This window comes from Thalassospira sp. GO-4 (genome assembly GCF_023588965.1).
Taxonomy (GTDB): Bacteria; Pseudomonadota; Alphaproteobacteria; order Rhodospirillales; family Thalassospiraceae; genus Thalassospira; species Thalassospira povalilytica.
The window spans coordinates 1774992-1788678 of sequence record NZ_CP097807.1; the positions used below are offsets into that span (position 1 = coordinate 1774992).

Here is a 13687-nt window from a genome sequence, read left to right on the forward strand (position 1 = left end):
ATGGCTGCACTTTTGTATCGTTGATGGAAAAGGTAACTTATGATTGATTAAACAGCAACAACAGCATCCACGGATGAGCTTCTGGTGAAAATAGCGTTGCTGACCAACATTGTTGCGCCGTACCGGTTTGACAGTTACAGCGCCCTGCATCACCACGCCCGAAATGCCGGTGGCGGCCTGACCGTCATTTGCACCAACCGCACCGAACCGCAACGCAACTGGCCCGACCTCACGCCCCCCTTTGCGCAGATCAATCTTGCCGGTTTGAATCTATATCTCGGTGAAAACCGCAATCTGACTTTTCCGGTTGGCGTCAAAAAGGCCATCCGGAAAACAAGGCCCGATATCGTGATCCTTGCCGGATTTGGCATGGCGCAGTGGCGGGCGCGAAATCTGGCCGCACAATCAGGGATTCCCGTCATTGTCCAGTTTGACGGATGGTCCGCATCGGACGCCCTTTATGACAATCCGGTACGTCGTTTCATCCGACGCCAGATGGTCCGCACGGCTGATGGCCATATTGCTGCCAGCACACGCAGCAAAGACTGGTTTGCCACCCACGGCGCCAAAACCGAAGATATCCTTGTCTCGCCGATACCCGCGTCCTTTGGCAATGATGCGATCCCGGTCGGCCTTTCCAATCGCGGCTTTTTCGAACGCCCCTTTGATCTTGTGTGGTGTGGTCGGACAACCCGCCGCAAGGGCTTCGACACCTTCCTTGAAATTGCCGTAAGACTGGTGCGATCAAACATTGTGCATAAGATCGGCATTGTCGGATGCACCGATACCCGGAAGATCAAGGATCGCCTTTGCCATACAGGTCTTGCAGACATTACCCAAACATGGGGTCAACTTCCCCCGGCACAGCTTCCCGCACATCTTGGCGCGGCCAGGCTTTGCCTGTTTCCAAGCCACAATGATGCCTATGGCCTTGGCGTGGTTGAGGCGATTGCATGTGGCGCGGTCGCACTTGCCAGTGATGCTGTCGGGTGTGCCCCCGATATACTCGATCCCGATGAAACCCTTTTGACGAACGCGCCATCGGCATGGGTATCGGCTTGTTCAAACCTTCTGCGCAATCCTGATCTTTGGCGTCAAACCCGGCAAAGACAGGCAAGCCGGATTACCGCCAACACCGCCCGACATCATGCCGACACTCTGTGGCAGGCCGTTTGTCACGGCATCGCCAGGAACCGGGGTCATTGCCAATGGAATTGATCCACCCGGTTCCGACATCGTCCAAAACCGGCCCATCTGTGTGGATGGTCAGCCGGGTTGATCAGTCGGCAATTCTGGCAGGTTACCTTGCCCGGCAGAACCGCCTGATCCGTTGGGACAGTTTCTGGCGCCATGACGGGCATGGCTTTCCAACCCCGCCATCGCGCGCGACCGACCCCGTCCTTGCACAAATTCCCGGTCGGCATTTGATGCCCGATCTTATGGGGCAGATCGCCCGCAAATTGCGCCTGCCCGCCGCCAACCTATATTCCGACATTCCGTTGTCGGTTCTGGCATCGCTTCACAATCCCAAGGCCGATATTTTCCACGGTCAGGGCAATTACAGCCTTCCTGCCATGCGCCGCGCCAAGGCACGCGGTATGGTGACCATTGCCGATATTACCGGCCAACTGGCCCCGATCCGGCATCGCCAACTTGCCGCAGAATATCAGTCACATGGTCTGACATATCGCGAAATTTCCGCATTCCTTGCCCGCCGCAGAACCCGTGAAGCACAGTTTGCCGATGCGGTTCTGGCACCATCCGATGCGGTCGCATACGGTCTGCAAACATGTGGCATCAATCCGGACAAGATTTATCTGGTGCCCTTCATATCCCCGCAATGCCAGGAACTTGTCCACCGCGCCCGCCCGGCCCACGCCGGGACGGTTATCCGGCTGCTTTATGTTGGCAATCTGTCATTGGCCAAGGGGATTGCGCACCTTCTGCGCGCCTGGTCGACCCTTCGGGCCAAATATCGCCTGCGCATTTGCCTGACCCTAATCGGGCCGACGCAACCTTGTGCCAGACCACTTTTGGCCAATCTTCCAGACGGCTGTGAATGGCTTGGTCCCCAACCCCGATCCGCGGTCGCCGACCGGTTGCTGGGCTCTGACATCTTTGTGTTTCCCAGCCTGTCAGAAGGCAGCAGCCTTGCCGTGATGGAGGCCATGGCAGCCGGTTGCGCCATTGTCACCACCTCTGATGCCGGAAGCCCGGTAATCAATCACATAAGCGGCCTGATCATTACGCCACGCGATGCCGATGCAATGACAACCGCCCTGTCGGCCCTGATTGAAAATCCGGCCATGCGCAAAAACCTGTCGCACGCTGCCCGGGACCAGATCAGCCGGGATCTTGTCACCGGCTATGGCAATCGGGTTGATCTGGCCTATGAAGCCGTGTTGTCACGCCATGGATAAAGCCATCGATAAAGTCATTGATAAAGTCATTCTGGCAATAACGGCCAATCTGTTTCCGTTATGGATGGTCGGGGCGAACCTGATCGCCAGACTGGGTGGCATGATCATTCTTTTGCTGATCGGGCATGGTTTTGCACCCGACATCCTTGGCGGGTATTTTGCGATACTGGCAATGACCGGACTTGCCGTTACCGCGACACAGGCGGGCACCGGTCCGCTTTTGATCCGGCTGGTTCAGACCGGGGCGCACACCACCGCTATTCTCGTTGTCACTTTCAGGCTTTTGGTCGCCTTTGCCGCGATTGCGCTGCTTGTGACCCGACCGGAATTTGTCCTTCCAATCCACTGGCCGTTCGTGATCATGCCGATTTCTGCGGCCCTGTCGCCCGACTGGATCATTACCGCCCGGACCGCATTTTCCCGTCTTGGGCAGATTGCCGTGATCGCCCAGCTTGCCGGTATCGGGGCTGCATTTTTGGCCGTCGCAACGAACAACAATTTCATTTTGTTTACCATCGCACCGACGATCTCGATCGCGGCCTTTATTGCATCAATCTGCTTTGCGGTGCGCTTGCGCAGCAAACCGCAAATGCTTTTGGTCGCGCCCGCACCTGATATCAAACAGATATGCGGCCTGATCGGCTTTACGCTTCTGGCCGGCTTCCTGCCCAACCTTGATTTTGTGTTGTTGGGGGATGGATCGCACGCGTTGTTCCTTGCGCAACGTGTTTTTCTGTTTTGTGCCGGTTTGATAACTGCGATTGCGGCCACCCTGTTTGCCAAACGCCAGGAAGGGCTGATACGGGAATTCTGGCTGTTTGTACCGATGGCATCTGTCACCATCTTGCTGCTGTTTTTCCCCGACCTGATCGCACATCTGATCTATGCAGCGCCAGACACGCATCTTGTCGCAATCCTGCGCACCGGCGCGTTCTGGCCGCTTCTTTTGGCTGTCATTATTCGCCAATGCCTTGTCTTGCAGGAAAGCGGTCGGGTGATCTGGCTGGGGTGGCTTCTTCTGATCTTGTTGTTTGTAACGCTTCCGCTGTTTTCCGAACCAATGAAAACACCGGGCTTGTTGGCAAACCTTATGATCATTGCCCAGATCAGGCTCGGCGTGTTGTGCGTCATATTGGCAGGCTGTCAGGTCTGGCTGATGCGCAAGGATGTGCGCACATGAGCAAACTCGACGTCACGATTACCGATAACCGGGTTATGGATGGCCAATTTGGCGATATCTCGTTTGCCGATTGGGGCATTGAATGTTCGGATCGGCATTCCTTTGTCACCCTGACCGATACCCCGCGTAATGCCCATAACACCGGCAATATCTGGCATCTGTCGGGCGGGCGGTTAAAGATTGATCTGAAAACGCATCTTGTGGCCCCCCGATGCCTTGCCGTGTCGGCAAGTTTCACTGCGCTCGATGACATCATGCTTCAGGATGCGGTGATCCGGTTTGTCTTTGCCAAAACCGGTATTGATCACGGCATAATTGCCGATCAATCGTTTAAACATGTCAATAGCGACAAATATCGTCTTTACCCTGTCAGGCAGGCCGAACTGGTCAGCCATGCCAACCATCGGGCAGTCCTTACCCTGACCCGGTCCGATGGCGCGGGGCGGTTTGATCCTTATCTTTATCTGCGTGATCGCGATGATCACTGGATCATTCATGCCCGCCTGCTGCCCTCCGGCCCGGTTGATCAGGTCTGGCTGCGCTGGGCCAACCGGTTCTTTACCCTTTCCGCCCCGGACTGGGCTGCCAAACGGCTTTGGAGGATGGGACCGGTTCGGCGATTTTTATGGCGACTTCGCGAACGTCGGGGCCGACATTGCCCGGAAATTCAGGCCGCACCTCTCAACCGGCTCAAGGCTGGTCAGACACTCGGGATGGAGGTCACATGTCACTTCCACTGACCCATGCCGGGATGACCGACCGCTGTCTCAGACTGGCAAAAATCATTGCCGATGAATTGGTTCGCCGTCAGAAACCGGATGGCGATTTCGTGCTTCCCGATTTTTACGGCAAGGCTTTTGCCTGCGCGCTTTGGTCCGGGCTTGATCGCGATCAGTATCATCGACAGATAACCCGTGCACAAATCGCCCTTCAACGCGAAATTCCCGACAAAACCTATCACCGTGAATTCATCGAATATGCCTTGCTTTCAATGCCGGGCATATCGGCATCCGCCCGTCGCGCCATCCTGAAAAATGCCCGCAATCAAAATCCCGATGTCGCAAACTGGCAGATCCTGCAATTGCGCAACCGTCAGGCAAATACTTCGGCCGCATTCAGCCGGTTGTCTGCTTCCTTGCACCGCTGCTTTATTCGCATGCGTTATTGGCGATCCGATCTATTTCTTGATCGACCCGGATGCTTTTCCGCGCAATATCATGCCTTTTGCGCGGCCCTGCTGTCGCAAAGCGCTAACCGGACCGATCAGGCACTGGCACGCAAGGCAACGCATCTGATTGCCACCATATGCCAAAACCACGGATATGCGAATTTGGCTGGTCGCGGTGCGGGGCAAAGTTTCGGGGCGGTCTGTGCGTTTTATGTTCTGTTGAAATACGGTTTTCATGACGCGGCCGATGCGGTTCTTTATCGCATCGAAGATGCCATGCTAAATGCCGCGACCTTGCCGCTCAATCTTCTTGCACCGTGCCCCGTTCCCGAAAATCCCGGTCCGACCAACCGCTTAACACCGGGCTGGTATGGTTATAACCGTCATGACGATTATCTGGCTTTTGGCGGTTACTGGCTGTTGCAGGCAGCCGGACTTTCACCAGAAACGCCGCAAAGCACGCCGACCAATCATCCACACCAAACCCGGATGCTGTTTACCACCACATCGGCACATTATGACGCACAGATGCTTCTTTCCGGCGCCCGGATTTTTGATGTGACGCCCGCCCCTGTCATTGTATCGGGAAAGGGGAGCGGTGCGATGCTCCTGTTCCCGCCAACCGGCGGCGAGCAGGATCAGCCTAGCCTGTATGTCCCGGCGACCATACCGCTTCCGGCGCCCCGGGATGGCACGGTCGCACGTTTTATCACTGCCACGTGCCAATCGGACCGGCGGGTTGTAGTAACCTTTCAATTGGCGGGAACAACAGGGCAGCGGATCATTGATTTTGACGATACCGAAATCCGGATTGCAGACAGTTGCGATGAACGCCTTTCACCAAAACCCGATTTGCTGCGCGTTCTCATCACCGCGGATGCAAAGCTGAACCGCGTTTCCGATACCGAACTGGCCATCGCGCAAACCGGCATTCGTTTGACGTGCGATCAGCCGATCGTGGTTGATGACAAGGACGCGTTTACGGTTGCAGGCCCGGCCCAGCGCATCACGGCCCCGAAGACAAACAACGCAACCCTCATCATCGGGTGGGAGAACAGGCAAAATGACTGATCCGGTCACGGTCATCACAACCATCTATAACGGATCGCGTTTTATCGACGGATTTGCCCGCAACCTTGTTCAAACACTGCGCACGCAAGATCGCGCCATCCTGCTTGATGATGGATCAAATCCGCCGCTTGTCTTGCCAGAAATCCTTCGTACAGATACCCGGATAAAGCTGGTCACAGCCAAACGGATTGGGCGCGGGGCGGCCTTAAATCTGGCCATCAGCAATTGCAAAACCGGCCTGATTGCCATTCAGGACATTGACGACCTGTCACTTCCCGGTCGTCTCGCCGCACAGGCGGACTTTCTTGTCGCCCGACCGGACGCGCTGTCATTCACCCCGGCGCAATCGGACCGGCCAATCATCCGTTGTAAAGGATCACGGCAAATTGCCCCGTCCCGCCTTTATGTCAGCAATCCGTTCCATCACTCATCCCTGGCATTTCACCGCGATATCTGGGTTCGTGCGGGCGGCTATGACACCAACCTTCCGTGCTGTATCGATCTTGATTTCTATTTGCGCGCGGCCTGCCGGGCTGGCGCATCGCTTTGGCAGCTCGACACCCCATTCATGACCCGCAACTTTGATCCGGCCGAACGTTTTTATGCCGCGATCCCGTCTGATATCTATCGGACGACCTTGCAGACTGTTCTGGACCGTTATCGGGCCGATGTCGGTTTTTCACACTGGATGATACTGGCGATGATGCATACAAAATTTGGCTTTGCGCGGGGGACCGGGTGATGACAAAACGCAACCGGCTTGTTGCCATGGTTCAATTGCCCCCACCCATGCACGGGGCAGCCAAAATGAACCGGCATGCGATTGATGCGCTGTCGGAAAAGTTCGACACGCATGTCATCGAAATGCGCTTTGCCAACAAGCTTTCAGACATCGCCCGACCAACTGCTGGAAAAATCCTGCGTGCGCTTTGGCTTGCCATCCGGCTTGTTTTTGCCCTTCCCGGTCGGGATGCCCTTTATATCTGCTTTGCCCCGACGGGCGGGGCCTATTACCGTGATTGCCTTTATGTCTTGCTGGCCAGATTGTTTGGCGTTCCCACCATCATCCATCTGCATGGCCGTGGTCTTTGCGCCATGCGCCAAACCGCGGGGTCAGCATGGTTTCAAAAGCGAGTCTTTTCGGGCCAGACCGCCATTTTGCTTGGCGAAACGCTGCGTTCTGAAATTACCGGCCTGGATTGCCGATCCGCTATCATTGCCAATTGCCTGGATAATGATGCCTTTGCCAGGCCACCCGGCCCTGATTGGTGCCCGGCATCGCCTGTGCGCATTTTATGGCTGTCCAATCTGTTTCGCGCCAAGGGGATTGAAACCCTGATCGCGGCGTGCGCCCTGCTCGGTAAACGTGGTGTTTCCTTCAACCTGACCATTGCCGGGGCACCGGGTGATATGACCACGGCCGAACTCGACACCCTTCTGGCATTCTATGGGATCAGAACATTTTCAAATTATGTCGGTCCGATTGCCCCGAATGCGCGCACGGCCCTTTATCAAAACTGCGATCTGTTTGTGTTGCCAACCAATTATGCCAACGAAGCGCAGCCGCTAGTCGTGATTGAGGCCATGGCAGCGGGCATTCCCGTAATTACCAGCGATATCGCCACATTGCCGGAATTTGTCATCCCGGGTCAAACCGGCTGGCTATGCCCGCCAGACGATCCCGATCTGCTTGCCCGTGCTATCATCGACGTGACCCGTGATCCCGCCCGCACCGACATGATCCGTCGAAATGCCTGGACGCTGTGTCAGAACCGCTTTCACCGCGCGCGGTTTGCCGATCAAATCCAAATGACGGTTATGGATGTTTTGCAAAACACACTTCCCATCACCGGCACCACCCATCAGAATGCCGGGAACCCCAATCCGGATGACCGCAAATGACCCGCGAAGAATTCAATGCCTTTTGCAAATCACTGCCCCACACCACGCATGTTGTGCAATGGGGTGGTGCCGATGTCTGGAAGGTGGGCGGCAAGGTCTTTGCCATTGCCGGATGGACCCGGAACGAAACCCTTGGCATCACCTTCAAGACATCTGAAATCGGCTATGAGGTGCTTAAAGAAATGCCGGGGCTGCGCCCTGCCCCCTATCTGGCATCAAGGGGCATGAAATGGATCCAGCATCATGATGCACCGGGTCTTGGTGATGCTGATCTTTGCGATCATATAAAAAGCTCGCACCGCATTGTCGCCAAAGGTTTGACGAAGAAAATGCAGCGCGAGCTTGATCTTTATCAGGATGACGCTGATTAAGGCCGGGCTTACAGACGCCAGAGATCAATACCGGCCGGAACCGCGTCGCGCGGCAGAACCGCACGCACATCGGCGACAAAGCCCTTGCCGTCTTTCAGAAGCCCCGAAACAAGCGGCCAACCCTTGGTGACATATTCCTTGTGCGACACGGCAAGGACAAGCGCATCTGCCGGTTTCAGATCATCATCACCACACAGTTTCAAACCGTCAAATTCGTGGGTGACTTCCTCGGCATCGGCGTGAACGTCGTGGACCTGAACATTGATCCCGGCATCTTCAAGCGACCGGATGATGTCAATCACGCGTGTATTGCGGATATCGGGAACATCTTCCTTGAAGGTCAGGCCAAGCACAGTCACGGTCGGGTTCTTGGTCGCCCCTTCGCGCAGCAATGCCCGGATCACCTTGTTGGCGACAACTTCGCCCATGCCGTCATTCACGCGACGACCGGCCAGGACCACCTGCGGGTAATAGCCAAGCTCTTCGGACTTGTGGGTCAGGTAATAGGGATCGACACCGATGCAGTGACCGCCAACCAGACCCGGGGTAAATTTCAGGAAGTTCCACTTGGTCCCGGCGGCTTCAAGCACATCACGGGTATCAATGCCCGCCCGGTCAAAGATCAGCGACAGCTCGTTCATCAGCGCGATATTGAGGTCGCGCTGGGTGTTTTCAATCACCTTGGCGGCTTCGGCGGCCTTGATGGTCGGCGCCTTGTGAATGCCTGCGGTGACGACACTGCCATACACCTCGGCGACAATATCAAGGGTCGCCTGATCCTGACCCGATACGACCTTGGTAATGGTGGTGAAACGATGTTCACGATCCCCCGGGTTGATGCGTTCGGGGGAATAGCCGACCGTGAAATCGGTCCCGGCCTTAAGGCCCGAAAGCTGTTCCAGGATCGGAACGCATTCTTCTTCGGTCGCCCCGGGATAAACCGTGCTTTCATAGACCACGATGTCACCCTTTTTCAGGATGGCACCAACGGTTTTCGATGCCGAGCGCAACGGCGAAAGATCCGGGCGGTTCGACCCATCAATCGGGGTCGGCACGGTAACGATATGGAAATCGGCCTGGCGCAGATCTTCGGGATTGTCACTTAACAACAGGTCGGCTGCCGCCAGTTCGTGATCATCGACTTCGCCCGTCGCATCATGTCCGGCCTTGAGCTGGGCAATACGGGCCTTGTTGATATCAAAGGCAACAGTGCGCCCGATCGACGTTCCGAATGCAACCGCAACCGGCAACCCGACATAGCCCAAACCGATAACAGAAATCTTGCGCCCGTGGCTCATTACTCAACCCTTACTAAGATATGCTGAACTGACTTCTAGCCAGCCTCATCTCAACCGTCAATAATCGAGATCAAAAAGCAACAGGGCACCAGAATTTCTGATGCCCTGCCTTGAAATCGCTGCGTGAACGGGACTTACCCCTTCACGACAATATTGACCAGTTTCGGTGTCGGCTTGGCGACATAGATCACCTTGACGATCTGCATGCCTTCAAGATGGCGCGCAACATTCGGGTCCGCCTTGGCAAGGGCTTCGACCGTTGCCTGATCGGCATCGGCGGCCACCATGACAGAACCGCGTTTCTTGCCATTGACCTGAACCGGGACTTCGAATTCGTCATCCTTGGCCTTTTCGGCATCGAATTCCGGCCAGTCGAACTTGATCACCGACTTCTTGGCGCCGAATTCATCCGAAGCCATCCGGCTCATCAGTTCCTCGCCCAGATGCGGCGCAAACGGTGCAACCATCAAGGCCAAAGCCTTGGCATGGTCATCGTGAACCGCATTCTGTTTGGTCAGCGCATTGGTCAGTTCGATCAAGGCGGCAATCGCCGTATTCAGACGAAGATCGGCAATATCGCCGGTCACCTTGGCAATCGTCTTGTGCACAAGCGTTTCGATCTTGCCGTCAACGCTGTCGGTGCGTTCCATCTGGGTAGTAACTTTCCAGACATTGGACAGGAACCGCATCATGCCGACAATCGCATCGGACTGCCACGGCTTGGAACTGTCAAGCGGGCCCATATACATCTCGTACGTTCTGAACGTATCGATGGTGTACTGCTCGCAGATTTCCTCGGGCGGGATGCCGTTTTTATACCGTTTGCCCATCTTGCCCGGCACGGTCGTCAGCTGTTCGTCCGTCTTGGCATTGAACGGGACTTTCTTGCCATCGACATCGCGCATTTCGACATCATGAATGTCGACATAAACACCGCGCGCATCGGTATAGGCATCAGCCGTGATCATGCCCTGGTTAAACAGCTTCTGGAACGGCTCGGGCGTTGCGACATAGCCAAGATCAAACAGAACCTTGTGCCAGAAACGCGAATACAGCAGATGAAGTACTGCGTGCTCCGCCCCGCCGACATAGAGGTCAACCGCCCCCGGAAGCGCCTTGCCATCCTTGTCGGTGCTGTTCGCCCAATAGGCCGCCGCATCGTCTGATGCGAATTTCGCATCGTTCTTCGCATCGAAATAGCGCAGATAATACCAGCACGACCCTGCCCAGTTCGGCATGGAGTTGGCGTCGCGTTTGAACGCACGCACTTCATATTCCGCACCGTCATGGGCGTATTTTGCCCCCACAGCCGCATCAACCGGAAGAACCGAACCATCGCCAAGGACGATACCGGTGACTTCCATCCATTCCTTGGCGCGCGCCAATGGCGGCTCCGGCTCGGAATTCGGGTCTTCGTTCGATTGCGGTTTGAAATCGGTCATTTCCGGCAGAACAACCGGAAGTGCGGCCTCGGCAATGCCGTGAACCTGATCGGTTTCCTTGTCAAACAGAACCGGGAACGGCTCGCCCCAATAACGCTGGCGCGAAAACAGCCAGTCACGCAATTTATACTGCACGCGACCGCGCCCAATGCCCTTGCCTTCCATCCATTCGATGATTTTGGCCTTGGCATCGGGGGTCGAAAGACCGTTGATCGAAACCTCGTCATTGGCGGAATTGATCGTTTCGCCAATTTCGGTCTGGGCTGTTTTGAAGCTGCTCGGATTTGCTTCATAAAGGGCCGCCAACGCAGCCCCGTCAAGATCACCCGCATCGGCCGGTGCATTATCCTTAAGCCAGCCTTCGGACGGCTTGGTGGTTGCCTTGATCGGCAGGCCGAATTTATGGGCAAATTCAAAGTCGCGCTGATCGCCGGCCGGGACCGCCATGATCGCCCCGGTGCCATAGCCCATCAGGACATAATCGGCAATCCAGACCGGGATTTCTTCACCCGTCACCGGGTTGGTCGCATATGCGCCGATAAACACACCGGTCTTTTCACGTTCGGCATCATCCTTGGCAGAAACGGCCTTAAGCTCGGACGCCTGCGCGCGATAGGCAGCAACATCGCCCTTTTTATCCTCGGCACACAGCTTGTCCACCAGCGGATGTTCCGGTGCCAGAACCATATAGGTCGCACCAAAAATCGTATCCGGACGGGTGGTGTAAACCGCAATTTTCTCGTCCGCACCATCAACGGTCTTCACCGGGAAATTGACCCGCGCGCCAACAGAACGACCAATCCAGCCCTTCTGCATCTCGACCACGCCATTGGGCCAATCAAGCCCTTCAAGATCAGCCACCAGACGATCGGCATAATCGGTAATGCGCAACATCCACTGTTTCAGCGGACGTTTATAGACCGGGTAATCACCACGTTCTGACTTGCCTTCGTTGGTGACTTCCTCGTTCGACAGAACCGTACCCAGCATCGGGCACCAGTTGACCGGCACCTCATCGACATAGGCCAGACGCCCGCGATCAATCGCCCGGTCGATCTCCTTGCCTTCGGCTTTGACACCTTCGCCAATCACGGATTTCGGCTGCGGCACGCCATCTTCGTCAAGCAACCATTCACCGCTTTCCAGAAGCGGGCGCAGCTCGGCAATCGGGCGGGCACGGCCGGTGATGGTCTGACCCTGCGGGCCTTTCCATTCGACAGTCGGGTCATAGAAGCTGTTGAAAAGCTGAAGGAAAATCCACTGCGTCCATTTGTAGTAATCCACATCGGTGGTGGCGAACCGGCGATGCGGATCATGGCCAAGACCAATCACCTGAAGCTGACGCAGCATATTTTCGATATTGGCTTCGGTCGTGATGCGCGGATGCTGACCGGTCTGGATGGCGAACTGTTCTGCCGGCAGGCCAAAGGCATCAAAGCCCATGGAATGCAGAACATTGTGCCCGCGCATGCGTTCGAACCGTGCCTTTACATCGGTCGCGATATAACCCAGCGGATGACCGATATGCAGGCCAACCCCGCTTGGATAGGGGAACATATCAAGGATGACGCTTTTCTTTTTCGAAGCATCAAAGTCGGCATCACCGGGATTGGGGGTACGATAGGTATCGTTTTCCCGCCAATATTCCTGCCAGCGCTTTTCAAATTCCCGCGCACTTTCCTGATAGTTCGCCACGCTCTCTCAACTCCTGCCTGTCACACCCGTCGGTGGCCCGGGCACCGCTTCGCATCGCGCCCGCCATCCCGAACCGGGTTTTAAAATAATATTGGGTGCCAAACTCTTTCACATCATGCCGATCCGTTTGCGCGACCGTCATGTGAATAAGTTTACGCCCTCAGCAGTGTTCATAAGCGCGCTTTGATCACTGTGCAACATCAGATCGACTGAAATCAGCGGAAATGCAGACGATTTTCGCGCAACAGCCATGACAATCTGCACAGCCCCCTTGCGCCCCCATCAACCCCGACTTGTGTGTCAGGACTGGATTTTTCACCCATACCATGCCATATTAGGGGGTGAAATTCGCCAGACAGCTGATCGCGCGTGAAAAATTGTGCATTTTCTGTCTGGCAAAAGTGCTGATTGCCAGCACAGCTCTCAAAAGACTTCGTCCAGGGAGGACGATTATGGATATCACCATTGGCGGCCTCACGTCCCAGCAATCGGGTGCCCAGTCCGGAAACTCGGTGCGCTCGGCCCAATCCTTTGTTCCGGGTCAGAGTGATTCTGAAAAAACCGGCAATAACGGAACCTCGGCCTTTGCTGCGGCAACGTCGGTTTCCCTGTCATCCGGGTCGGCCAACCGCCTGACCACGGATCAGATCGTCTCTGCGATTAATGAAAGCCTGTCTTCGACCGGCATTTCAATCGGCAATGTCGATCCGGGCGAATACACCCCCGAAGCCGTGGCCGACCGCATTCTTGCCCGGGTTGGCGACCTGATCGCATCAAACGCCGATTCAGAAGCCGAAGCCCGCGAGATTTTCGACAAGGCCAGCGAAGGCATCCAGAAGGGTCTTGATGACGCCCGCGAATTTCTTGAGGGCCTGGGCGCCCTTAACGAAGAAATCAACGGCAACATCACCGAGACCGAAGAACGCCTGAATGAAGGCCTCAAATCGATCGAGCAGCGCCTGACCGAGCTTTATAACTCAAGCGCGTCAGAAGAAGCCGCCGAATCCATAACCCCTGAACGCGATGAACAGGTCCTGCAATCGCAGATCACCCAGACCGCACAGGCAAGCCAGGCCTACGCCGAAGCCGGCACCAACGCCCAGCGCAACACCCCGCGCTACGGCACCACTGGCTAACCCA

Annotated in this window: 11 protein-coding genes; 9 read left to right on the plus strand and 2 right to left on the minus strand. The window is 56.0% G+C overall.

All coding sequences use genetic code 11. The annotated features are described in order from the left end of the window. Nucleotides 1-84: 84 nt before the first annotated feature. From M9H61_RS08370 to M9H61_RS08405, 8 genes are read left to right on the plus strand one after another with little or no spacing between them, the layout of a single operon-like run. A complete protein-coding gene (locus M9H61_RS08370) occupies nt 85-1218 on the plus strand; it encodes a glycosyltransferase family 4 protein (protein WP_250284499.1) in 1134 nt (377 codons plus the stop codon). Next, on the plus strand, nt 1209-2420 hold the full coding sequence (locus M9H61_RS08375; protein WP_250284501.1) for a glycosyltransferase family 4 protein: 1212 nt from the start codon (nt 1209-1211) through the stop codon (nt 2418-2420). Before M9H61_RS08370 ends, M9H61_RS08375 begins: the two co-directional genes overlap by 10 nt. Then, on the plus strand, nt 2413-3600 hold the full coding sequence (locus M9H61_RS08380; protein ID WP_250284503.1) for a hypothetical protein: 1188 nt from the start codon (nt 2413-2415) through the stop codon (nt 3598-3600). Before M9H61_RS08375 ends, M9H61_RS08380 begins: the two co-directional genes overlap by 8 nt. Then, nucleotides 3597-4340 carry a hypothetical protein gene (locus tag M9H61_RS08385; RefSeq protein WP_250284504.1) on the plus strand — a complete coding sequence of 248 codons (744 nt, stop codon included), beginning with the start codon at nt 3597-3599 and terminating at the stop codon, nt 4338-4340. Before M9H61_RS08380 ends, M9H61_RS08385 begins: the two co-directional genes overlap by 4 nt. After that, nucleotides 4325-5839: a hypothetical protein gene (locus tag M9H61_RS08390; RefSeq protein WP_250284506.1), complete on the plus strand. Its 1515-nt coding sequence runs from the start codon at nt 4325-4327 to the stop codon at nt 5837-5839. The genes M9H61_RS08385 and M9H61_RS08390 overlap by 16 nt, the downstream gene beginning before the upstream one ends. After that, entirely contained in the window at nt 5832-6581 is a 750-nt protein-coding gene (locus tag M9H61_RS08395; protein ID WP_250284508.1) for a glycosyltransferase, read from the plus strand. The genes M9H61_RS08390 and M9H61_RS08395 overlap by 8 nt, the downstream gene beginning before the upstream one ends. Next, entirely contained in the window at nt 6581-7741 is a 1161-nt protein-coding gene (locus M9H61_RS08400; protein WP_250284510.1) for a glycosyltransferase family 4 protein, read from the plus strand. The genes M9H61_RS08395 and M9H61_RS08400 overlap by 1 nt, the downstream gene beginning before the upstream one ends. Further along, nucleotides 7738-8112: an MmcQ/YjbR family DNA-binding protein gene (locus M9H61_RS08405; RefSeq protein ID WP_250284512.1), complete on the plus strand. Its 375-nt coding sequence runs from the start codon at nt 7738-7740 to the stop codon at nt 8110-8112. Before M9H61_RS08400 ends, M9H61_RS08405 begins: the two co-directional genes overlap by 4 nt. Nucleotides 8113-8120: 8 nt before the next feature. Here M9H61_RS08405 and M9H61_RS08410 read toward each other — a convergent pair whose 3' ends face one another. Together M9H61_RS08410 and M9H61_RS08415 are read right to left on the minus strand one after the other, a co-directional pair. Then, nucleotides 8121-9410 (minus strand): nucleotide sugar dehydrogenase, encoded by a 1290-nt coding sequence (locus M9H61_RS08410; RefSeq protein WP_114113422.1) that lies wholly within the window; start codon nt 9408-9410, stop codon nt 8121-8123. 134 nt (nt 9411-9544) lie between these two features. Continuing rightward, the gene (locus M9H61_RS08415) at nt 9545-12547 is read right to left on the minus strand and encodes a leucine--tRNA ligase (RefSeq protein WP_250284514.1); all 3003 of its coding nucleotides are present in this window, start codon (nt 12545-12547) and stop codon (nt 9545-9547) included. Nucleotides 12548-12999: 452 nt separating this feature from the next. Here M9H61_RS08415 and M9H61_RS08420 point away from each other — a divergent pair, with 452 nt between their 5' ends. Then, complete coding sequence (locus M9H61_RS08420; protein ID WP_206927943.1) at nt 13000-13683, plus strand: DUF5610 domain-containing protein; 684 nt, start codon at nt 13000-13002, stop codon at nt 13681-13683. The last annotated feature ends 4 nt before the right edge of the window (nt 13684-13687 follow it).